This window comes from Sphingomonas sp. AP28, assembly GCF_056680455.1.
The window spans coordinates 4127501-4148595 of the sequence record NZ_CM155283.1 but is presented as its reverse complement, the minus strand read 5'-3'; the positions used below and the strand labels follow the sequence as shown (position 1 = coordinate 4148595).

The window sequence follows — 21095 nt, the reverse complement described above, 5'->3', positions numbered from 1 at the left end:
CGGGCGTTGAATGGGCCTTGCCGGCTGACAGGTATGCTTGCAAAAACGTACCCATAAACACGCGAATTTAAGAACTGTCCGTCCATTGGCTGCCCACATTGCGAAGACATAGGCAGCAGACAGATTATGGCTCAAGTTTCGAGAATGCCGATCGACACCGGCCTCCTTTTCGACGCGCTGCCTACCGGCGTGGCGCTGCTCGACAGCGGTGGCCAGATCATCGACGCAAACGCCGTGTTTTGGAGCTCTATCGGCGCCGATCCCGGAACGCCAACCCTGTTCCAGGACCTGTTTGGTGCGGAACCTGATACATTTTTCGACAATGGCAGCACAATCCTCCTTGGCAAGCGGTCCTACTCGCTGGTCGTGCGCTCGATCGCCGACGTCGGATCGATCTGCCATCTGCACGAGGTGACCCTATGGGTCGATGGCCAGACCCGGGCGATGCTGTCGTCGGAACGCGATACGCTGACCGGACTCGCCAACCGCGCCAGCATCCTTCCGGAACTGGACCGCGCCTTGGAAGGTCGTGACGAGACCGCACTCATCATGGTTGACCTGGACCATTTCAAACAGGTCAACGATACGCTTGGGCATCCAGTTGGTGACATGCTGCTACGCAAGGTCGCCGACCGGCTCACGTCCGCGCTACGCAAGACCGACCGTGTTGCCCGGCTCGGCGGTGACGAGTTCGCGGTGCTCCAGACCGGCGCGCAACAGCCGCATGGGGCCGAGATGCTGGCGAAGCGTCTCGTCGAACTGGTCGGCCGCCCCTATGTCATTGACGGGCACATGATCGATATCGGTGCCAGCGTCGGCATCGCGCTCAGCGCTGGCGCCGATGATGCAACGGGGCTGATGAAGCAGGCAGATATCGCCCTTTACCGTGCCAAGCACGGTGGCCGCGGGCGATATTGCTTCTTCGAACAGTCGATGGATGCAGAAATGCAGGATCGCCGCGCACTGGAGATCGACCTGCGTCGCGCACTCGCATTCCGCCAGTTCGAGCTCCACTATCAACCGCAGCTGGACCTGAAGACACAGGCCGTCACCGGGATGGAAGCCCTTATCCGCTGGCGTCACCCGGAACATGGCCTGGTATCGCCGGCAACGTTCATCCCGCTCGCGGAGGAAACGGGGCTCATCATCCCGATAGGCGAATGGGTCATCCGTCAGGCCTGCGAACATGCTGCGGCCTGGCCCTCCCCCATTCCAGTTGCAGTTAATGTGTCGGCCAAGCAACTCGCCAGCGGCAAGCTCATCAACACCGTTGCCAGTGCACTTGCCAATACCGGGCTAAATCCCGACAGGCTCGAAATGGAGATTACCGAAAGCGTCTTGATGTCCGATGTCGAGAGCTGCGTCGCAACGCTCCATAAGTTGCGCGATTTGGGCATTCGAATTTCAATGGATGATTTCGGAACAGGCTACTCGTCGCTCAGCTATCTCCAGAGTTTTCCGTTTCATACCATCAAGATCGACCAAAGCTTCATCCGGTCCGTCGATATTAAGAAGAGCGACGGGATCATCCGGGCGATCACTGCAATCGGTAAGCATCTTGGGATGACTACGATCGCGGAAGGCGTCGAGACCGCAGCGCAACTCGATCAGGCGACTGATAGCGGTTGCGGGTCGGCACAAGGCTATCTATTCAGTCGCCCGGTTCCGGCGGACGAGGTCGACAAGCTTCTCGAACGGCTCGCCTTGAAACCGGTCGGGCGGGATGATGTTTCTTCTCCTGTCGTATCCGTACCAGCGCCCGTCGAGACTGACCTGTACCGGCTGGTTTATTATAGCCGCAATACCGTCATGGGGCTGGAAGAAGAGGTACGCACCACCGTGGACCAGATCCTGGCGACGTCACAGCGTAACAATGCGGCAGCCGGCGTCACGGGCGCGCTCATGTTCACCGACGGCTTGTTTGCACAGGTACTGGAAGGGCAGCAAGCAGCGATCGAGACGGTGTTCGAACGGATCCAGCTCGATGATCGGCATGGCGAGGTACGGCTCCTCTCTTTTGGTCCAACCGATGTGCGAGTGTTCCCGACCTGGGCGATGGCCTTTGTCGGCCGCGAAGTCGCCGGCATCGCGGCTTTTGGACATTATGCAGCTAAGAGTGGCTTTGATTTCGGCGCTGCAAATGGCGATGAGATCGCCGCGCAGTTGCAGACCCTGTTACGCGACGAGGAACGAATGTCGGTCCAGGCCGCCGCCTGATCGCATACAAGCATGGTTGCATGCTCGCCGTGCTGAGGCTGCTTATTTGGAAACCTTCTTGCCTGGGCTCACGCATCGGTCACGCGAGACCCGGCACGAAGCATTTTGCGCGGTCTCTGTCCTGACGTCAGGACAGGCAAAGCCAAGAGGTACACTTGTGCACCTCTCAGCTTCATACCTCATCGTCTAAGACCCGACCTCATGACTTGAGCGCTTTTGCCATGTTGAGATGCGCTGCAACCGTCGGTGCCAAGCCCGCCGCGAACGTCTTCAGCTGGGGCACGTCGCCGGTTGCAGCATATCCCCTGAGCGTATCGAGCGTCTGCTGATGCCCGGCGACCTGGGCAGCCGCGTATGCGGTGTCGAAATCAGTACCCTGCTTGGTCTTTAGATCGGCAAGCTTCTGCTGCTGCTCAGCACTCAGCGCCGGGTTGGGAGTCAAAACTGGCGACAGCGTTGCAGTCAGTGCCTTCAGCTTCGCAGTCGAACTCTCATGTGCGGTGATCATCTGGCCAGCGAACTTCTTCACCGCAGCAGACGCGCCGTTGGTTACAGCCAGCTTCGAGGTCTCGATCTCGAACGCGTCACTCGCAGCCGCCATGTTGACGAAGGCCTGCCCACCTGAGGCCGGTGCTGCCATGGCATCGTTGGAACCAGCTGCGTTCACGTCCATAGCGGTCGTGTTGGCATAGGTGCTGTTATCGACGGCAGTCGTATCGTCGGCCTTCTTGCCGCATGCGGCCAATGACAGGGTTGCTGCCGATACCAGTGCCAGGGTCTTGAAGTTCATCATACTCTCCATCTGCTCGCATATTGCCGCTGCCTGCTCAACGCGTGCCTTCTGAGGACCGTTCCGCACGAGTAACGAGCTTCGGACCGATCATGAAGCGAGTTCGTTCTAGCCGTCTGCCGGCACAGCTGCCGGCCTTATCGGGACACGGCTATGAGCATCTTCAGCACGATCATGAACAAGGTTTTTCACCACAAAGCCGCACCAGCCGCTGCACCGGCTCAGGCTCCTGCCGCTGCGCCCCAAGCTGCGCCGCAAGCCGCGCCGACCGCTACCGCCCAGCCCGCCCCAGCAGCGCCCCAGCAGTCCGTTGATGTCGGTGCGGTCCTCAGCGAGATGGCATCGATGAAAGATGGCGGGGGCAACTACCAGAGCTCGATCGTCGATCTTTTGAAGCTGCTGGACCTGGATTCCAGTCTGACCGCTCGCAAGGAACTTGCTGCCGAGCTGAATGTCTATGCAGCAGCCGACGGCTCGGCCGAGCAGAACATCGCCCTTCATAAGGCAGTGATGCAGAAGCTTGCCGATAACGGCGGTATCGTTCCCGACAGCCTGCGCAACTAACGCGCCCGATCCGGAGGGGACCGCACCCTATGCGGTCCCCTCCGGCCTTAGGCTGCTGGCTTAACCGTCCTCAATTTAGCGAGCTGGGCTAGCGTTCGAGGGCGTCGCAGCTAGGGACCCGTGCGCTGCCTGAGCTGGCAGCGTCTGACTACCACGCGGTGGTCCGTTCGGCTCCTTCTGAAAGCCTCGCGCGGCAAGCCAGCATATCGTGACGACGAGTGCCACGATCATAACGAAAATGACAATTGCCACAGGACCGGCTCGCTTGTTTCCTCGTCTTCGCATCACATGCGCTCCCCAGTCATGCCATCGCTGTTATTGCCGTGCCGTAGCCACTCGGCGACGGGATGTTGCTTGACCTCAAGTCCACCGGTTTGATCGAACAAGACGGTCTTATGTCCGGACGGCTCTATCGCCGCTCGCCGAAGACCGAACCAAGAATGCCCCCCAGTCCGCCGCCAAGACCGCCCCCGGGCGCAGCGCCTGCGACTCCAGCACCACCCAGGCTGCCAAGTACAGATCCAAGGATCCCGCCAAGGCCACCTTGCTGCCCGCCCGAGCGCCCTGTCAAATGGCCCGCCACCAGCATGACCAGGATCGGCAGCATCTGCTTGAGAAGCTCAGGCGCCAGGCCGCTGCTCTGCGCCGCGTTGTCGGCGACCTCACGACTGCCATCCTTCGACCCGAAGATACCGCCGAGGATCTGATTACCGTGGTCGATTTGCGTCGGCTCGTTACCCAACACGTTCGAAGCAAGGTCTGCGCCGCCAAGCGTGTTCACATGGGCGTCTAACTGCGTCGTGTTATTCCCCATGCCGCCCAGAACCGACGGCAGCAGCGCCTCTGCGCCGCGCTGGGCTTGGTCACGCGGTATGCCTAGCTGGGCGGCGAGTGCATCGATGCCACCATCTGGGAGGAGGTCATTGAGATTCATGGCAGCTTCCTTGTTGTGACGGGTACCAACAGATGCTTGGACCTATCGGTCCGGACACCTTCGATCGAGCTAGGACCTTGGATCGGCAGGCATGCGCTGTCTGCACAATATTAGTCAGGAAGTTGGGGCGTATCTGAGCCAACGGGTCGGCCGGATAGCCAACTAAGCCCTCCCCCGATAACAAGCAGCCCTGCCCCCATAAGCGCCTTGTCACGGCGTCGCAGGAGAACAAGCCCGCCAGTAACGATGACGGAAGGTACCATGCCGACTTTACCCAGGCCGGTTACGCGTGCTGCACGCACGACCATGCGGCCGGCAGCGTACTCACGTAAAGGTGAAGGCGTAGACGGTGTGGCTCGTGATACCTCCTTGTCACCATTTGAGGGCTGCGGCCCTGGTCCTGGCTGCGGCGCTATCTCCGGTCCGGAAGCTACCGTGTCGGCTGCGTACGCTCCGCGATCGCCGAGCGATTTAGTAGGCCCCCTGGTCGTGTCTTGCGTGGTCTGTCGCTCCAGCTCGCAATTGAACTCGGCGCCGAGCAGTAGAATGTAGGCGGACAAGTAGAGCCAGGTCAGCAATACGATCGCGGCTCCCAACGACCCATAGGTCGCGTCGTAGCTGCCAAAGTTTGCCACGTAGAACCCAAAGCCAAGGGTAACGACCAGCCACAGTACTGTCGTCAGTACAGAGCCCGGCGTCAGCCAGGTCCACTTCGCCTCATCGCGATTGGGCGCGTAGCGGTAGAGCGTCGCCGCTGCTGCGGCTCCCATACCGGCCATGACCACGTAGGAAACGATCTTCCCTGCCATGAGAATGATGGCAGGGGCGGAAGGGAACAGTGTGTCCAGACTGCCCATTGCGGCTATCGCGATGATAGCGACGATGGCGATAAGCACCGCCCCGGCGGTGATGGCTAACGCGATGAGGTTCAGCCGAACAAAGCTCCGCGTTTCCTCTTCGTCATACGCGATATTCAGCGAGGTAATAAGCGCGGTTGCGCCTTTCATCGCGCCGTACAACGCGATGCCGAGCGCAAGCAGAAGGCCGAACCCCTTCTTACCGTCCGATGTCGTCACAACGTTGGCCAGCTGTTCGCCGATCAGCTTGGCAGCATCTGTCGGCATGACGGACGTCAGCGACTGGACGTTCTTCATCACCGTAGCAGGTGTAGCAACGAGCCCATAGCTCAGCACGACGGCGCCCAGCATAGGCACCATGGCGAGCACGCCGCAGAAAGCCACGCCGGAGGCTACAAGGCTGATGTTATCCTGCCCTGCCTCCTTCCATGCTCGCAGCGCAATGTCCTTCCAGCCTTTTGCAGGGATAGCCCAGGGACTGCCAGCGTCGTGCCCTCTCGCGTTCCCCTTGTTCGTCTCGGTCATGCCTCGTCCCTTTACGCGCTTCTTCCATCTGGCATGCGATCGCCGTTCTCACGCTACACACCAATTTTGATACGGTCCTTGATACGGAGTTGCCTCAAGCTCCCACGGAGGGGGGCGCATCCTTGTCTGGATCTCGCCCGTGTTGCTGATCGAGCAACCGCATGATTGGCGTCACAGTGAGCCCGTGCAGAACGATCGAGAACAGCACGACCAGTCCGAGCAGGCCCCACAGACGTTCGGCCGCATCGACGTGGATGTGGTTGAGGCCATAGGCCAGGTAATAGATCGACCCGACACCGCGGATGCCGAAGAAGGCCAGCGTCAGCTTTTCCGAGCGGTCAGCCCGGTGGCCGGCCAAGCCAATCAGGCCAGTAATTGGGCGGATGACCAGCAGGATCACGAGCGCGATCAGCGCATCCGTCAACGATACCGAATTCAGGAGCCCGCTGACCAGCGCACCGCCAAACAGAAGTAACAAGACCATCATTGCCAGCCGTTCGATCTGCTCGGTGACATCGTGCATGTCGTGATGAAAGTCGTGCGTTCGGTGCGTCCCTCGAAACGTCAGTGCCGTGACGAACACGGCCAGGAAACCGTAGCAGTGGATGATTTCCGTAACACCGTAGGAGATGCAGGTCGCAGCCAGCGCGATCAAACCGTCACCGGTTTGTACGAGCTTGGTCTGGGCTGGTACATGGAAGGTCAGCCAGCCAAAGGCGCGGCCGATCAGCCACCCGGCGCCGACGCCGGCACCGATTTCCCATAAGACCCGGTACGTCAGCCACTCACCCAGCCACGGCTTACTGCCCCCGGCTGCGATTGCAGCTGCCAGCATGATGGCAAGATGGACGAACGGAAATGCGAAGCCATCGTTGAGGCCAGCTTCGGACGTCAACCCGAAGCGTACCTCGTCTTCGTCCTCGCTCTTGGGCGGCCCGACCTGAATGTCGGCTGCCAGGACAGGATCCGTGGGGGCCAGGCTGGCCGCAAGCAGCAGAGCGATCGCCCATGGCAGTCCCATTCCCCATGCCGTCACCGCCGTGATAGCCAGAATGCCCAGTGGCATCGTGATCGCCAACAGCCGCCAGGTAACCGCCCAGTCCCGCCACCTGAACACCCGGTCAATCTTCAGACCAGCCCCCATCAGCGCGATGATCACGACGAACTCGGTGAAGCGTTCAGTGATCTCGGGATAAAGAAGCGGAAGCGGCCTGAGTGTGACCTGCGGCAGCGAGAACAGAGCAGCGCCAAGCGCGATACAGACGATCGGCAACGACAGCGGTAGCTTACGAAGCGCCAGCGGTAACCAGACAACCAGCGCGGTAAGCAGGCCAAAGCCGGTGAGAATGAGGATGTAGGGATCGGGCAATGCAGATGTCATGACGGTCTATCCAGAAGGGAACGAGACTTCGTCACAGGAAGGCGCGCATAGTGGTTCGAAGAGGCTTACGAGCATGAGAGATCAACGCATTTCGCGATGCGAGCGGAACTCGCGGATAAGGTGAGATCTCAATCAGCTGACGGCGTAAGACGCGATCGGAATTCATTGCCCGCCGACGATGTGCCAGCGGGCAATCACGATCACTCGTCTTCGGCGTCAATATTTACAGTCGTCTCGGCAAGCTTCGTCATATATTCGTCGCCACCATAGATGTCCTTGGTGGCTGCGGTCAGCGCCTTGTTATCGTCCTTGAGGCCAAGCGCCTTGGCATAGGCAGCGGCCGTACCGAAACCAGCGATGCCGTAATGCGTCATCCGCTGATATTGCGCGATGATCATGACATCGAGCAGCGGACCCTTCTCAGGACCCTCTTCGAGCACATGCTTGGTTGCTTCGGCGACGAGGCCCTCCATGCCCTTGCAATGCTCCTTCGAGACCTTCTCGTCGTTCGATGCGATCAGGTCCTTGAGCAGGTCGGTATGCTTCTCGATATCCGCCTGCGACTTGGTTAGCATCTCCTTCAGAGACGCATCGCTCGCCTTCGTCGTGATCTTCTTCAGGACCTTTTTCATCTGATCGTTTGCGGACCACAGGTCCTTCAGCTCATCGGTGTAGATTTCCTGGAGATCTTCGGGTGCAGACATGAGAACGTCCTTATGGTTCACCGAGCGGGATGCGCGGCGTTTGGTTGAAAACTTAATCAAGCAGTGCGCAATTGGCCAACCTCAGCCAGCCCCGGGCTGCTTCTGTTCGTCCTCGTAGTCAGCATCGGTACCGACCTTCCCACTAGCCTCGGCTTCGGCGATGCCCGACGTCTCGACGACGTTGATCTTGCTACCTTCGGCTGCGATCTCATGGGGTAAGCGGTCCGCATCCGTGTCCGCAGCGATAGTCGTGCCGTCACCGCCGCCTGAGCCTGCGACGCCGTTACCGGCATTTCCACCGTCTTCGCCCGCCTGCCCACCGCCGTGATAGGCAATGTTAGTCTGGCCACCATGCGCCATAAAGCCTGTGTTCGTCTCAGTCTTGCCGGCATGGGGGTTGGGATAGGCCGCACCGCCACTTTCGCCGCCCTCGCTGCGACCATGGACCTCGGCGCCACCGTTGTCGCGCGGCGAGTCCGATACGCCGTCCGGGGCGCCCTTACTCGCGGGATTGCCGGGTACGGGGGTCTGAACCTTGTCACTCATCGGTATGTCCTTTTGAATGTGGGGAATACCCAATCCAACCGTTCTATCGGACCGGACCAGATGGGAGCGGAAGTCACGGACTCGGCACGGCTGAATGACACTGTCTAGCCTTTTGCCTCCATCATACCGCCCAATTGCCTCAGCCTGAACTTCCACTGTTTGTCGAAGCATAGCGATCCGGGGAACAATATCGTTCCTACGCAAGCGTGATTCCGGGGGGATATATATTTTGCATTGATGCCTGTTAACCTTAGGCAGAGCAGTGCCACCCTGCTTGAACGCAACAACGCACTGTATCGTAAGGACTTGTCGCTTTAAACCGATGATCGTAGTTTTAGGGTTCTCGCGTCGGGCATCAAATGCGTTAAATTTATTAGCCTTAGTTCTAACAGTACCATTAGCTTTTCGTCGGCAGAGCTTCAGCAGATTGGAAGGTGGCGCCATCAAGACTCGTTGTGCATTTACCGACATTCGTCTTACCGCCATCTACGAACGGCCAACGTAAAGTAAGGGCGTCACCTCCCACACTAAACGTAACCGTATTGCTTGGAATGTCGACCGGCTTTGCATCGATGCGCAGCCTCAGATACTTGTTACACGTCTTGAGAGCGGCATTTTGCGCATCAGATCGGTGTTGACCATTAACATCTGAGCACGCGCACAACAGAAAGAGTGGGAGCAGCGAAGCTGTTTTCATCTGTGCTCCTGGCAGTGCAGTGCGGAAGGTCTAGCCTGATACAAAAAGCAGTGACTTGATGTAAATTATACTCGTGACGGCACGGTTATACAGCCATATCGAGCCAGGGTGGAAAATAGCAGTGAACCAATCGAAATTTTGAGAGCCAAGCTTGAAGAAAGCCTGGCGCTTGCCGATCGGCTTTCCCTGACCATCGTAGGCGTTTGGATATCGAGTGCGATCGATGCTCTATCTACCGCTGACGAGGCGGCTCCGCAGCTTGGCTCAGGGAACGGACCTCAAGCGTAACGGTCTATATTGATTTTTATGGCAGCTTACTCAGCCATCAGGGCCGAAGACCACCGACTGCTGCCGAAGGAAGAATAGGCTTCACTAACCCGACGCTATGCAACACGGCGGATTGTGCCAGCATGATCGCCAGCCACCAGGTTGCGTCCGTCAAGCTGATCGACCACGGATGACCGCGTAAAGTGAGCGCAATCGAAAGAGCGGGCAACACGAAGCCGATCCAGATGATGAAAGCGCTGCCCAATGCGACCGTCCACGGGCTCGCGTCTACCGGAGCTAAAATCAGAGCTCCTGCCAGGATGGCCGCTAACCAGAACAGCGCCAGCGTAGCAGCGGCAAGCATTACGCCTCGCATGCGAGTACGGAAACCTGCAAAAAGGACAATCAACCCGGCGGAGGTCGCAGCTCCGATCGGGACGATGTTGCTGATAATATACTCCATTATATTCTAACCTCGATCGTATGATGTTACCTAATATTCATAACTCTGACTCATCAAGCATGGTGCTTAAGGGTGCAAATGAAGACGCTAGAATGAGTATTTTAGTTGGCTTGCGCAACATTGGCGCCCTCCAGCACTGGCAGACCGCTGAGCATCTCCAAGCATATGCTCACCGGGCTGGCGGGACGCATTTGGGTGCATGGAAAGGTCTCCAGCAACCATCATGGCTGCAGCCAAGTGAGAGCGTCGAACTCACGCTGGAAATGGACGCGCGCGGCACGCTCGTAAACCCGCTGCCCCCCGGCACCATTCGTCAGTACGACCAATCCGTCACCGTTGTTCAGATCGAGTAAGAGCAGGTTGGCTACTCCGTCGTTGGCTCCCCAATGCCATGCATATTGTGTCGGACCCGAATGTTCGATTCCCCAGCCCAAGCCCCACGAGAGATTGCCTTCGACCTTGATCGTGGGCGTATTCATAGCCGGATAGCGACGGGCAAAGCGAACGAAACGGGCATAATCGCCGGCCGTCGTCCACAGCCCTGCGGCCATGTTTGGAGTCATGAAAATCGGTAGGGCTGGCTTGCCGATCGCCTTGGCCGCAGCGAGCCGATCATCCTTTGTCCAGCTTTCCACCGACCGCGCTGGTCCTGCATCCCGGCGTAATCGGTATGCGGCCGGCCCTTTGTCATCCATCACGTTTCCGCCTGCGTCATGCGGCCACGCGACAGCAGGTGATTGCTGCGCCACCCATCCATAGCTGCTTTGCATCATGCCTGCAGGTTTAATGATACGCGTCCGGACAACCTCAGCAGCGGTCCGTCCCGTGACGGCTTCTGCAAGACGGCCAAGCAGCACGTATCCTTCTCCAGAATAGCGAAAATCTGATCCGGGTTTAAATCTGCTGACAAGATCGGTGCCCGGATCAGTCCGCCAGTTCGGCAGCCCGCTCGAATGCGATAGCAGGTGGCGAGGGGTTATCGTCCGGGCGGCCGGGTCCACTGTGAAATCGATGTGTTTGGCTACCGGCTCATCTAGATTTATGAGCCCTTCTTTGACGAGATCGTGGATCGCGGCAGCTAAGACCGGCTTTGACAACGACGCGGCTTCGAACAGTGTGCTTGTCGTCGCCCTTTCGCGTTCGGCTAGAGCATAGCCTTCAGCGTAAGCAGTTTCGCCAGTCTCGTTGATAACGGCCCAACTTGCACCTGGCACAGATGCAAGTGACAGCCATGGCTTCAACCGCAATGCGGGAGGCGGTGTTCCCCCCTTGGCCATCGCTGGCAGAGCAAGCGCAGTAGCGCTACCGGCGGCACCAACAAGAAAGGTTCGCCGAGAAGACATCATTGACAGGCTCTCATCGTAGCAATCCCACGCTCGGGGTGTGTTGTAGGTGCAATACAGCGTTGTTGGTCATTCGCAAGAACGCTTTCCGGCATCGAACAAGCTGTAGGAAACTAGCTGCACGAAGTGAGATCGGCGTACGCCAAGCACAAACGAATGGCGGACGATCGGTTGTGGCAATTAGGCGATCGGCAGATCGAGAGCGACCGGAAGTCATTTACGACCTACGAACGCGCTGATCGCAGGTGTAACGGCGGGTGCCAGCGGCAAGTCGGTTGCGGTGTAGGTTGCGAGGTTGGCGGCGCGGTCTGACGAGGCGACGTGCTTCAGCACGTGGTTGACGTCGGCAAGCTCGATAAGTCTTGCGTCGGGCTTTGCGGTTGCCAGACGTTGGGCATCGGTCGTCTGGACCTGAAGATCGCGCGCGCCCTGAAGGATGAGCACTGGCAACCTAACCGACTGGATAAGCTTCGCGGGATCAAGCGCGAAGGCGCTGATCAGAAAGCCCTGGACGATCGGCAGGAACAGCGGTCGTAGCGGGGCTGGCAAAGTGGCAGGATCGATCCGCCCGCCAGCGGCCAGCGTATCGATTGCCCTATCGGCATCGGGCAGCAATGGGGCGTTGGCGGGGTTTGCCCGAAGTTGCGCCTTGAGAATGTCGCCCATCGGCCTGCCAGGCGTCGCTACTAGGATCAGCCCGCATATCCCAGCGCTCCGCTGCGCTGCCTGTAAGGCAACGAGTCCGCCTTCGCTATGCCCCAGCACCCACACGCAACGCGTGCCTGTTTGCCGGATTATCACGGGAATCCAGGCGTGCGCATCTGCCGCATAATCGTTGATCGTCACGGCGTTGGCGTCGGCGATCGCAGCGGCGCTGCCGAACATGCCACGCTTGTCGATGCGAACCGACGCGATGCCGTCTTTAGCCAATGCCTCTGCCAACAGGCTGTAGGTCGCTGCAGTAACGCCGAGCCGATTGTTGCCGTCGCGGTCCGTAGGCCCTGATCCCGGTACGATCAGGATTACCGGTTCGCCCCGCTTGCCCGGATCGGTAAGTGTACCCCTCAGCGCTCCCGACGGCCCCGGCGCGGTGACCTCACTACTTGTAGAAGCGGGGGATTGCACGGCGACGCTTACGAGCATCATTGCGGCTAGAGTGGTAATCATTATGCCCCCTATTCGGCAGTGTTACCTGGAACTGGCGCGATGCCAGTGAAAATAGGAATAGAGAACGGGTGGCAACACTGCCGTCGCGATCGCCGCCCAGAACAGGAAGAGGTGGGCAGTTGGTGCGAGAGGCAGCACTGCACCGAGGGCGATCATCACTCCTGCTGCAATCATTGTCCTGGAACCCACACGATGAGTCGCCACCCAATTGTCCTCATCAATCAGCGACCACGGCGTGCGAATACCGATGAAGAAACCGGGTCTGGATTTTGGCAGCGCGTTACCGATCGCGATTAACAGCAGGCCGACACCGACGAGCGGAACACTTGCAGGCAGCGATACGCCGAATGCCGGCGCTGCGACGAAGAACTCCATCAGCGTCATAAGTGCCAGCAGGCTCGCCCAGGTCGTGCGTAGAAGAGAAGCGCTACGATCAAGGCCGTTCTGTAATGGTTCCAGCTTAGGGATCGCAAACAACATTGCCGACACAAAGACGCAGACCAACACCGGCATTGCGAGCGCGACCGAGGCATCGGCCATGCCGTCAGGCTCGCCGGTAGCACTCCAATGCACCGGAAGAATGGCTCCCGCTGGTAAAATAACATAAGCTCGAACGGCGACGTAGGTTAGCACAGCAACAGTTGCGCTCGATGCGATCATCAGCTCTCGGTTGCGCATGGTCGCCCCTCCCGATGTTCTCCGACACCAAGCCGTCCCATGAACCCCATCACTACTTCCTCCACCGCGGACAGGTTCAGTGAATAGATGATGCTGCCCTGTCGGCTCTCTGCTTGAATTAAACCGGCATTCTTGAGCTTGCTGAAATGCGCTGACATTGTCGGCTTCGATACCGCAAAAGCGTCAGCCAGTTCGCCAGCGCTCATCCCGCCATGCCGTAGCATCTCCAGCACCTTGCGGCGGGTGGGATGGGCCAGCGCATCAAATACTTCGTTCATCAAAACCTACCTGTTAGTCGTTTAGCTAACAGGCAATGCGGTGGTGCGCAAGCGATAGGCGAAGTGAGATTGAGCAGCCCCCACCGGGTGGTCCGGGTAGATAGTTAGTGCATCGTCGCCTCCGCCGCCATTGCCGGGCGTAGGTGGAGCGAAGCGGAGCCGGAGGCCGGCAATGGCGGGGTCGCTGCTGCTGGCGCCGGAGGTCGATAGCCCAGGCTGCTGTGTGGTCGGACGGTGTTATAGTGACGCCGCCACGCCTCGATCAGCACCCTTGCCTCGGCGAGGCTGTAGAAGATCTCGCCGTTGAGTAGCTCGTCGCGAAGCGAACCGTTGAAGCTCTCGTTATAGCCGTTTTCCCATGGCGAGCCCGGCGCGATGTACAGCGTCTTCACGCCGACTTGGCCGAGCCATTTCTGGACCGCGGTAGCGATGAACTCGCTGCCATTGTCCGACCTGATATGCGCTGGCGGACCTCGCGCGATGAACAGCTCGGCAAGCGCCGCCAGCACGTCTTCGTGTTTCAACTGACGTGCGACGGTCAGCGCCAGGCACTCCCTGCTGGCCTCGTCGATGATCGTGAGGATCCGGAACTTGCGCCCGTCGTGCGTTCGCGCTTCGACAAAGTCGTACGCCCAGACATGCCCCGGATACTCCGGCCGCAGCCGGATGCACGAGCCGTCGTTTAACCACAGCCGGCCACGCTTGGGTTGCTTCTGTGGTACCTTCAGCCCCTCACGCCGCCAGATGCGTTCGACACGCTTATGATTCACCGACCACCCCGCGGCATGCAGCAGTGCGGTCACCCGGCGGTAACCGTAGCGTCCATACTGCCCGGCCAGCGCAACGATGTCCTCAGTCAGCGCCTGTTCGTCATCTGCCCCACACGGCACCTTGCGCTGCGTCGACCGATGCTGCCCGAGCACGCGACACACCCGTCGCTCGGATACGTCCAGCACCTCTTTCACTTGGTCAATGCAGCGTCGGCGCCGCGCGGGGCTTAGAAGTTTCCCCGTGCCGCCTCCTGCAGGATCAGCTTGTCCAGTGTCAGGTCGGAGATCGCACGCCGCAGCCGCAGGTTCTCCTTCTCCAGATCCTTCATCCGACGAGCCTGATCCGTCTTCAGCCCACCATATTCCTTGCGCCAGCGGTAATAGGTTTGCTCGCTGACCGCGATCCGCCGACACGCCTCGGCGGTCGTCCCGCCCTGGCCCAGGACGATTTCAACTTCACGCAGCTTCCCGATGATCTCTTCCGGCTTGTGCTTTTTCGCAGGCATTCGTCGTCCCTTCCTTGATCCAGACTCTCATAGTCGATGGACCGCTCAGAAGGGGGCAGCTCAAAACCACCGTGCCAGGCGCGCCGCTCACGCCGCCGATGCTACCGTATCCGCAAGACAGAACAGGCGCCCCAGGGGTAAGTGATCACTGCGACGTCCCGTATGTGAACTGCGTCCGAACGCCGCGAACCGTCATGAAGTCCGGCAACCTCTCACGCTGATCGGATCACTTTTGGCCAGGAACCGGCCCTTCGGCTCCCTGCCCCGCTTTCTAAACGAACGTCCGTTTACGAGGATCGCCGCCCGAAAGCAGACGGGCCGCTTTGCCACGAGAGAGCCGCCCTTCTGCGTTGACAGGATGGCCCATCTCAGTGCCCCCTGGAAGCCGCGGCGCTATCTGCGCCAATCAAGGTTCCGCTGCAGCGCGGCGATGGCCTCGTCACGATCGACCCCGTCACGCAGCATGATCCATTGCACGGCGTCGCCGCCACAATGGCAGGCAAAGCAGTACCAGGTCCGGCAATTGACGAAGAGACTATGCGTGAGATCGGCGTGAAACGGACAGGAACCACGCTGCCGATCGCCGTCCGCGTCGAATGGCCGCAGGGGCGTCGTGGCGGCGACGAGGTCAGTAAGCAACCTTTTACCGGGGGGTGTGAACGCCTTGTCCATGATGTAGCCCTTCTGCAAATACCCCTTTGCCCCATCCTGGCAGGCTATCGCAACTTTGCCACTATGCCCCTGTGGCGGCCAACCATAATTGCTCAAGCCAGGGGTTGGTGACGACAAGGGTTGGCCCGCCGCTCCCGTCATCGGCATTGTCGAACCGAAAGACGCTGGACGTTGCCAACTGGCCGCGCTCCAGCCGGGAGAGGAGTGCGGCGGAGATGCCGGCCGCGGCGGCGGCCTCAATCAGTGTCATGCCCCTACCCTGCCGAGCGTCCCTGATCGCCTCGCCGAACGCGATGATCCGATTACCCCCTGCACCTTCGAGGAAGGTTCGGTGGCGAGCGGGTGCCGAAGCGGCCGGCAGTTCGGCCAGCCGTTCGCCTCCGGGCATGTCGTTAACGAAGGTGCGCGGATCGGCGCCCGAGGCGATTGGATGCGCGACATGGTCCCAGCCAAGGTCGAGGATGTCGAGCAGCGCGTCGAGCGTGACCGGACCGGGCCAAGCGGCGCCGCGCTCGATCTCCGACAGCGTCTGCCGCGTAATCCCGGCGCGCCTGGCGATCTGCGCCTGCGTGCCGAACGGCTCGCTGTCGAGCCGGCCCTGGCGACGACGCTTGAGAAATTCGCCAAGGTCGCCACGCAGCTGACCGGATCCTCTGGGCAATAGTAGGCGGCTGGGCTGGCTTCGTACGGTCATAACGGCCGATATACTGCCATTGAAAAATATATGGCAGCGCAATGTCGGGTTTTTGCAGGTCAGATTTTTGCATTTCCTAACATCCCGGCATGATCGATCCCGCCGCCACACCACCGCATCGGACCGATGCCGTACTCGCATCGCGAACTGACCCGCGTGAGCGGCTGGCATCGCTCGACGATGCCCTTCTGATCCTGCTGGCAAAGCGGCTCGCGCACGCACTGCTGAACGAGACCGTGGAAACGATTGATCGGGAACTGCCAGAAAACTCTTCCCGCCCGCTTGATTCCGCCAGCGCTGATTCGCACTCTTCTTGAACCTGACACGTTGAAAGGCCCACCCATGACGCACGCTGCCGTTGCCTATGGCCGCAAGAGCTTCGACGACCCGGACGACCGTACCGCCTCGGTCGCCGACCAACGCCTATTCGCCGAACGCTATGCAGAGCGCCACGGGCTGGAACTGATTGCCTTCCACGGCGATGACGGCATCACAGGCGCAACGATGGAACGGCATGGCCTGCGTGACATGCTGGCGCTGGTCGCCAGCGGCGGTGTCGACGTTCTTATCATCGAGGATGTCGACCGGCTGAGCCGCGACGCCGAGCATCTCATGTACATGGTGAAACTGTTCCGGCTGCACCGGGTGGCGGTGCACACGGTGGTAGCTGGCAGGATCGACGACCTGGTGATGGCGTTCAAGGGCATCATCGGCGAGCAGCAGCGCATGCGCATCGCCTATACGACGAGGCGTGGGCTGAAAGGCAAGGCGATGCGCGGCGGGGCTACCGGCGGCCGGGTTGTCGGCTACCGGCGCGAAATCATCGGTGACGAGGCCCAAGGTGGCGCGCGCGACCGGCTGGCGATCGACGACGAGCAGGCTGGCCTCGTCCGTCGCATATTCCAGCTTTATGCCGTCGGCCACAGCCTCAAGCAAGTCTGCGCCATCCTTAACGCTGAGGGCGTGCCATCCCCTCGCGCCCGCGAGCGCGGCCGGTACAATGCCGGCATCTGGAACCCGACGACCCTGTCGGGTGACCCGGCGCTTGGCGAGGGCATTCTCAACAACGAGCTCTATATCGGCCGGCGAGTCTTCAACCGGCGCACCTGGGTGGAGGTACCCAACGAGCAGCGCGGCTTCAGCCGGCAACCGCGCCTAAATCCGGAAGCCGAATGGATCGTCCGCGACGAGCCGGGCTTGCGCATTATCGACCAGCCGCTGTGGGATGCAGTCAAGGCACGGCAAACGGCAGCGCGAGCGGCGCGCGATGCGCGGTTCGCGCTGACCGGACGCAAGCTCGCTGGCGGACGCGAAGCCAGTCATCTGTTGTCAGGCCTGGTGCGATGCGGCTGTTGCGACCAGCCATTCCTGGCGAGCGGCGGCGGCCGCTGGCGGTGCAAGGGTCATCGCGCCGGCGCATGCGACAACGGTTCGATCACGACGCGCGAGCTGGAGACACGCGCCTTGGCCGGCATCCGCGAGCGGCTGCTCACACCAGACCTTATCCGCCGCTTCGCCGCCAGCCTGCAGCAGGAACTCGAGGAAGCGGCCCGCACAGCCAATGTCGACCGGCACCGGCTCGAGGCGGACTTGCGCAACGTTCGCGCCCGGATCGCCACGCTGGTGACGCGGATCGAGGAGGATGCTGACGCGCCCCGCGCGCTGAGTGCGAGGGTCAAGCAGTTGGAACAGGAAGAGACGGTACTCGAGCGGGCGGTCCTCATGGCGCCCGACCGGAAGGTCGTGCGCCTCCCGGCCAATTACGAAGCGATCTATCGGCGGGCGGTCGTCGATCTCGACGGTCATCTGGGTTCGGGCGATGCCATGGCGGCGCGCGCGGCGATCCGCCCGCTCATCGAGAAGATCGTGGTGCAACCGGGCAGCGCACGCGGCGGCAAGCGCCGCGCGATGCAGCTGCACGGCGATCTGTACCGGATGCTCGAGATTGCCGCCGTTAAGAAAGGCGGAGAAACGCAAACGGCCCGCCGGGTGAGTGACGGGTCAGTTGTGACTGGAATGGTTGCGGGGACAGGATTTGAACCTGTGACCTTCAGGTTATGAGCCTGACGAGCTACCGGGCTGCTCCACCCCGCGCCAAGATCCCATCAAGCTGTGCTTTGATGGGGCCCGAGTGTCCGCATGTGCGGAACTGAGTGTATGAGACGTTTGTGAATGGGTTTGTGATATGGTGTGAATGCATGTTGCACGAGCTTCAATGCCTGGCGACGACCTACTCTTCCATCGCTTGAGCGATAGTACCATTGGCGCAGTCGGGTTTCACGGCCGAGTTCGGAATGGGATCGGGTGGGACACCGACGCTATAGCCACCAGGCAATGGAGCCGGTGCGACATGCGTTTGCGTTCATATCTGGGTCCCTCGGGTTTCGCCTTGCGGCGAAGCCTGAGGGTTTTAAAATCGATACCGTGCAAGGTTAGTGGTATATTTGTGACCAATCCCTCGACGGCGAGGGGATTGGCAATCTGGCGTCGTCTTAATCATCCGCACTATCGAATGGCTAGCTGGTTGCCCAGTGTTGTCATTGATGGTGTGAGACTCTCAAGCGCGAATAGAGCAATTAGTATCGGTTAGCTCCATGCGTTACCGCACTTCTACATCCGATCTATCAACGTCGTGGTCTCCGACGGCTCTATGAAATCTTATCTCGAGGGAGGCTTCCCGCTTAGATGCTTTCAGCGGTTATCCCGTCCATACATAGCTACCCAGCTGCGCTCCTGGCGGAACGACTGGTACACCAGAGGTATGTTCAACCCGGTCCTCTCGTACTAGGGTCAACTCCTCTCAAATTTCGACGCCCACGGCAGATAGGGACCAAACTGTCTCGCGACGTTCTGAACCCAGCTCACGTACCACTTTAATTGGCGAACAGCCAAACCCTTGGGACCTGCTCCAGCCCCAGGATGTGATGAGCCGACATCGAGGTGCCAAACAACCCCGTCGATATGAGCTCTTGGGGGTTATCAGCCTGTTATCCCCGGCGTACCTTTTATCCGTTGAGCGATGGCCCTTCCACGAGGGACCACCGGATCACTATGACCGACTTTCGTCTCTGCTCGACTTGTCAGTCTCGCAGTCAGGCGGGCTTATGCCATTGCACTCTAACAGACGGTTTCCGACCGTCCTGAGCCCACCATTGCGCGCCTCCGTTACTCTTTAGGAGGCGACCGCCCCAGTCAAACTACCCGCCACAGAGGGTCCCTGTTCCGGCTTACGGAACGAGGTTAGACATCAGAAACAAACAGGGTGGTATTTCACCTATGGCTCCACATCAGCTGGCGCCGATGCTTCAAAGCCTCCCACCTATGCTACACAGTTTCTTCCTAATGCCACTCTGAAGCTGCAGTAAAGGTGCACGGGGTCTTTCCGTCTAACCGCGGGTACTCCGCATCTTCACGGAGAATTCAATTTCGCTGAGCATGTCCTGGAGACAGTGGGGAAGTCGTTACGCCATTCGTGCAGGTCGGAACTTACCCGACAAGGAATTTCGCTACCTTAGGACCGTTATAGTTACGGCCGCCGTTTACCTGGGCTTCATTTCAGAGCTTGCACCCCTCCACTTAACCTTCAGGCACCGGGCAGGCGTCAGGCCCTATACGTCGTCTTGAAGCCGACTTAGCAGAGCCCTGTGTTTTTGCTAAACAGTCGCTACCCCCTGGCCTGTGCCCCCTCAAAGTGCTTGCGCATAGTGAGGGCCTCCTTCTTCCGAAGGTACGGAGGCAATTTGCCGAGTTCCTTCAGGACACTTCTCTCAAGCGCCTTGGTATACTCTACCTGACCACCTGTGTCGGTTTCGGGTACGGTCTATACGGTGGGGCTATTTCCTGGAACCATTTCGAAGCCATCCCAATCCGATAAGGGATGACAACACACATGATCCGTCACACACCACCAGGCCCACGAATATTAACGTGGTTCCCATCGACTACCCCCTTCGGGCTCGTCTTAGGGGCCGGCTCACCCTGCGCGGATTAGCCTTGCGCAGGAACCCTTGGTCTTTCGGCGAGAGGGCATCTCACCCTCTTTATCGCTACTCATGTCTGCATTCGCACTTCCGATACCTCCACGACCCATTACCAGATCGCTTCACAGGCTTACGGAACGCTCCGCTACCGCGTACCACATCAGTGGCACACCCTAAGCTTCGGCACGTATCTTGAGCCCCGTTACATCTTCGCCGCAGGACCTCTTGCTTAGACCAGTGAGCTGTTACGCTTTCTTTAAAGGATGGCTGCTTCTAAGCCAACCTCCTGGTTGTTTTGGAAGTCCCACATGCTTTCCCACTTAGATACGATTTGGGGGCCTTAGCTGTAGGTCAGGGCTGTTTCCCTTTTGACGACGGACCTTAGCACCCGCCGTCTGTCTCCCGCATATCACTCTTAGGTATTCGGAGTTTGGTTAGGTTTGGTAGATCTCGCGACCCCCTAGCCCATCCAGTGCTCTACCCCCTAAGGTGTTCGTGCGAGGCACTACCTCAATAGTTTTCGCGGAGAACCAGCTATTTCCCGGCTTGATTGGCCTTTCACCCCTAAACACAACTCATCCGGTAACTTTTCAACGTTAATCGGTTCGGACCTCCAGTGCATGTTACTGCACCTTCATCCTGGTCATGCCTAGATCGCCGGGTTTCGGGTCTAATACATCAAACTCTGGCGCCCTATTCAGACTCGCTTTCGCTGCGCCTACACCTATCGGCTTAAGCTTGCTTGATACATTAAGTCACAGACCCATTATGCAAGAGGTACGCTGTCAGGCCATAAAAGCCCTCCAACTGCTTGTAGGCAATCCGTTTCAGGTACTGTTTCACTCCCCTCATCGGGGTGCTTTTCACCTTTCCCTCACGGTACTAGTTCGCTATCGGTCACATACGAGTATTTAGGCTTGGAGGGTGGTCCCCCCATGTTCAGACAGAATTTCACGTGTTCCGCCCTACTCGAGTCCTGAATTCTCACTTTCGTATACGGGGCTGTCACCCGCTATGGCGCTACTTTCCAGAAGCTTCTACTAGTTGAAATTCAGGCACTGG

18 protein-coding genes, 1 tRNA gene and 2 rRNA genes (1 of these 21 cut by a window edge) are annotated in these 21095 nt (G+C 59.5%); 4 read left to right on the top strand and 17 right to left on the bottom strand.

Annotation, left to right across the window (positions count from 1 at the left end; translation table 11 throughout):
- The first annotated feature begins 144 nt into the window (after positions 1 to 144).
- Positions 145 to 2217 (top strand): EAL domain-containing protein, encoded by a 2073-nt coding sequence (locus AC1MH0_RS19255; protein WP_480964095.1) that lies wholly within the window; start codon positions 145 to 147, stop codon positions 2215 to 2217.
- A gap of 199 nt (positions 2218 to 2416) precedes the next feature.
- Here AC1MH0_RS19255 and AC1MH0_RS19250 read toward each other — a convergent pair whose 3' ends face one another.
- Positions 2417 to 3007: a DUF4142 domain-containing protein gene (locus AC1MH0_RS19250; protein WP_480964094.1), complete on the bottom strand. Its 591-nt coding sequence runs from the start codon at positions 3005 to 3007 to the stop codon at positions 2417 to 2419.
- A gap of 153 nt (positions 3008 to 3160) precedes the next feature.
- Here AC1MH0_RS19250 and AC1MH0_RS19245 point away from each other — a divergent pair, with 153 nt between their 5' ends.
- The gene (locus AC1MH0_RS19245; protein WP_480964093.1) at positions 3161 to 3571 is read left to right on the top strand and encodes a DUF3597 family protein; all 411 of its coding nucleotides are present in this window, start codon (positions 3161 to 3163) and stop codon (positions 3569 to 3571) included.
- A gap of 409 nt (positions 3572 to 3980) precedes the next feature.
- Here the strand turns inward: AC1MH0_RS19245 and AC1MH0_RS19240 are convergent, their stop codons facing one another.
- The 13 genes from AC1MH0_RS19240 to AC1MH0_RS19180 form a co-directional block, all read right to left on the bottom strand.
- Entirely contained in the window at positions 3981 to 4505 is a 525-nt protein-coding gene (locus tag AC1MH0_RS19240) for a DUF937 domain-containing protein (RefSeq protein WP_480964092.1), read from the bottom strand.
- Between the two features lie 110 nt (positions 4506 to 4615).
- Complete coding sequence (locus AC1MH0_RS19235) at positions 4616 to 5887, bottom strand: YihY/virulence factor BrkB family protein (RefSeq protein WP_480964091.1); 1272 nt, start codon at positions 5885 to 5887, stop codon at positions 4616 to 4618.
- 94 nt (positions 5888 to 5981) lie between these two features.
- Entirely contained in the window at positions 5982 to 7268 is a 1287-nt protein-coding gene (locus AC1MH0_RS19230) for a cation:proton antiporter (protein ID WP_480964090.1), read from the bottom strand.
- 200 nt (positions 7269 to 7468) lie between these two features.
- Positions 7469 to 7972, bottom strand: a complete 504-nt coding sequence (locus tag AC1MH0_RS19225; protein ID WP_480964089.1) for a ferritin-like domain-containing protein — start codon at positions 7970 to 7972, stop codon at positions 7469 to 7471.
- A gap of 81 nt (positions 7973 to 8053) precedes the next feature.
- Positions 8054 to 8518, bottom strand: a complete 465-nt coding sequence (locus AC1MH0_RS19220; RefSeq protein WP_480964088.1) for a hypothetical protein — start codon at positions 8516 to 8518, stop codon at positions 8054 to 8056.
- 1022 nt (positions 8519 to 9540) lie between these two features.
- The gene (locus AC1MH0_RS19215) at positions 9541 to 9945 is read right to left on the bottom strand and encodes a hypothetical protein (protein WP_480964087.1); all 405 of its coding nucleotides are present in this window, start codon (positions 9943 to 9945) and stop codon (positions 9541 to 9543) included.
- 221 nt (positions 9946 to 10166) lie between these two features.
- Positions 10167 to 11186 carry a serine hydrolase domain-containing protein gene (locus AC1MH0_RS19210; RefSeq protein WP_480964086.1) on the bottom strand — a complete coding sequence of 340 codons (1020 nt, stop codon included), beginning with the start codon at positions 11184 to 11186 and terminating at the stop codon, positions 10167 to 10169.
- Between the two features lie 315 nt (positions 11187 to 11501).
- Positions 11502 to 12455, bottom strand: coding sequence for an alpha/beta hydrolase (locus tag AC1MH0_RS19205; RefSeq protein WP_480964085.1), 954 nt, complete (start codon positions 12453 to 12455; stop codon positions 11502 to 11504).
- Between the two features lie 21 nt (positions 12456 to 12476).
- Complete coding sequence (locus tag AC1MH0_RS19200) at positions 12477 to 13133, bottom strand: SdpI family protein (protein WP_480964084.1); 657 nt, start codon at positions 13131 to 13133, stop codon at positions 12477 to 12479.
- Positions 13115 to 13411 carry a metalloregulator ArsR/SmtB family transcription factor gene (locus AC1MH0_RS19195; protein ID WP_480964083.1) on the bottom strand — a complete coding sequence of 99 codons (297 nt, stop codon included), beginning with the start codon at positions 13409 to 13411 and terminating at the stop codon, positions 13115 to 13117. Before AC1MH0_RS19195 ends, AC1MH0_RS19200 begins: the two co-directional genes overlap by 19 nt.
- 104 nt (positions 13412 to 13515) lie before the next feature.
- A protein-coding gene (locus tag AC1MH0_RS19190; RefSeq protein WP_133021543.1) for an IS3 family transposase occupies positions 13516 to 14687 on the bottom strand; the annotation gives its coding sequence in 2 pieces (ribosomal slippage) (positions 13516 to 14423 and positions 14423 to 14687; 1173 coding nt in all).
- A gap of 393 nt (positions 14688 to 15080) precedes the next feature.
- A complete protein-coding gene (locus AC1MH0_RS19185) occupies positions 15081 to 15359 on the bottom strand; it encodes a CHC2 zinc finger domain-containing protein (protein ID WP_480964082.1) in 279 nt (92 codons plus the stop codon).
- 61 nt (positions 15360 to 15420) lie between these two features.
- Entirely contained in the window at positions 15421 to 16053 is a 633-nt protein-coding gene (locus tag AC1MH0_RS19180) for a helix-turn-helix transcriptional regulator (protein ID WP_480964081.1), read from the bottom strand.
- An 89-nt stretch (positions 16054 to 16142) separates the two neighbouring features.
- On the opposite strand from AC1MH0_RS19180, the gene AC1MH0_RS19175 reads away from it, so the two are divergent.
- Together AC1MH0_RS19175 and AC1MH0_RS19170 are read left to right on the top strand one after the other, a co-directional pair.
- The gene (locus AC1MH0_RS19175) at positions 16143 to 16370 is read left to right on the top strand and encodes a hypothetical protein (RefSeq protein ID WP_480964080.1); all 228 of its coding nucleotides are present in this window, start codon (positions 16143 to 16145) and stop codon (positions 16368 to 16370) included.
- Positions 16371 to 16395: 25 nt separating this feature from the next.
- Positions 16396 to 18114 (top strand): recombinase family protein, encoded by a 1719-nt coding sequence (locus AC1MH0_RS19170; RefSeq protein ID WP_480965790.1) that lies wholly within the window; start codon positions 16396 to 16398, stop codon positions 18112 to 18114.
- Here AC1MH0_RS19170 and AC1MH0_RS19165 read toward each other — a convergent pair.
- From AC1MH0_RS19165 to AC1MH0_RS19155, 3 genes are all read right to left on the bottom strand, one after another.
- Positions 18071 to 18147, bottom strand: a tRNA-Met gene (locus AC1MH0_RS19165). The two genes, AC1MH0_RS19170 and AC1MH0_RS19165, sit on opposite strands and share 44 nt — an antisense overlap.
- 123 nt (positions 18148 to 18270) lie before the next feature.
- Positions 18271 to 18385 (bottom strand): 5S ribosomal RNA (gene rrf, locus AC1MH0_RS19160).
- A gap of 224 nt (positions 18386 to 18609) precedes the next feature.
- Positions 18610 to 21095, bottom strand: a 23S ribosomal RNA gene (locus AC1MH0_RS19155) (it continues 310 nt past the right edge of the window).

Coding starts and splice junctions, on each gene's coding strand:
- AC1MH0_RS19235 (WP_480964091.1), bottom strand. CDS start 5,887: ATGACCGAGACGAACAAGGGGAACGCGAGAGGGCACGACGCTGGCAGT.
- AC1MH0_RS19200 (WP_480964084.1), bottom strand. CDS start 13,133: ATGCGCAACCGAGAGCTGATGATCGCATCGAGCGCAACTGTTGCTGTG.
- AC1MH0_RS19240 (WP_480964092.1), bottom strand. CDS start 4,505: ATGAATCTCAATGACCTCCTCCCAGATGGTGGCATCGATGCACTCGCC.
- AC1MH0_RS19175 (WP_480964080.1), top strand. CDS start 16,143: ATGATCGATCCCGCCGCCACACCACCGCATCGGACCGATGCCGTACTC.
- AC1MH0_RS19205 (WP_480964085.1), bottom strand. CDS start 12,455: ATGATTACCACTCTAGCCGCAATGATGCTCGTAAGCGTCGCCGTGCAA.
- AC1MH0_RS19180 (WP_480964081.1), bottom strand. CDS start 16,053: ATGACCGTACGAAGCCAGCCCAGCCGCCTACTATTGCCCAGAGGATCC.
- AC1MH0_RS19215 (WP_480964087.1), bottom strand. CDS start 9,945: ATGGAGTATATTATCAGCAACATCGTCCCGATCGGAGCTGCGACCTCC.
- AC1MH0_RS19220 (WP_480964088.1), bottom strand. CDS start 8,518: ATGAGTGACAAGGTTCAGACCCCCGTACCCGGCAATCCCGCGAGTAAG.
- AC1MH0_RS19230 (WP_480964090.1), bottom strand. CDS start 7,268: ATGACATCTGCATTGCCCGATCCCTACATCCTCATTCTCACCGGCTTT.
- AC1MH0_RS19250 (WP_480964094.1), bottom strand. CDS start 3,007: ATGAACTTCAAGACCCTGGCACTGGTATCGGCAGCAACCCTGTCATTG.
- AC1MH0_RS19195 (WP_480964083.1), bottom strand. CDS start 13,411: ATGAACGAAGTATTTGATGCGCTGGCCCATCCCACCCGCCGCAAGGTG.
- AC1MH0_RS19185 (WP_480964082.1), bottom strand. CDS start 15,359: ATGGACAAGGCGTTCACACCCCCCGGTAAAAGGTTGCTTACTGACCTC.
- AC1MH0_RS19225 (WP_480964089.1), bottom strand. CDS start 7,972: ATGTCTGCACCCGAAGATCTCCAGGAAATCTACACCGATGAGCTGAAG.
- AC1MH0_RS19255 (WP_480964095.1), top strand. CDS start 145: ATGCCGATCGACACCGGCCTCCTTTTCGACGCGCTGCCTACCGGCGTG.
- AC1MH0_RS19170 (WP_480965790.1), top strand. CDS start 16,396: ATGACGCACGCTGCCGTTGCCTATGGCCGCAAGAGCTTCGACGACCCG.
- AC1MH0_RS19245 (WP_480964093.1), top strand. CDS start 3,161: ATGAGCATCTTCAGCACGATCATGAACAAGGTTTTTCACCACAAAGCC.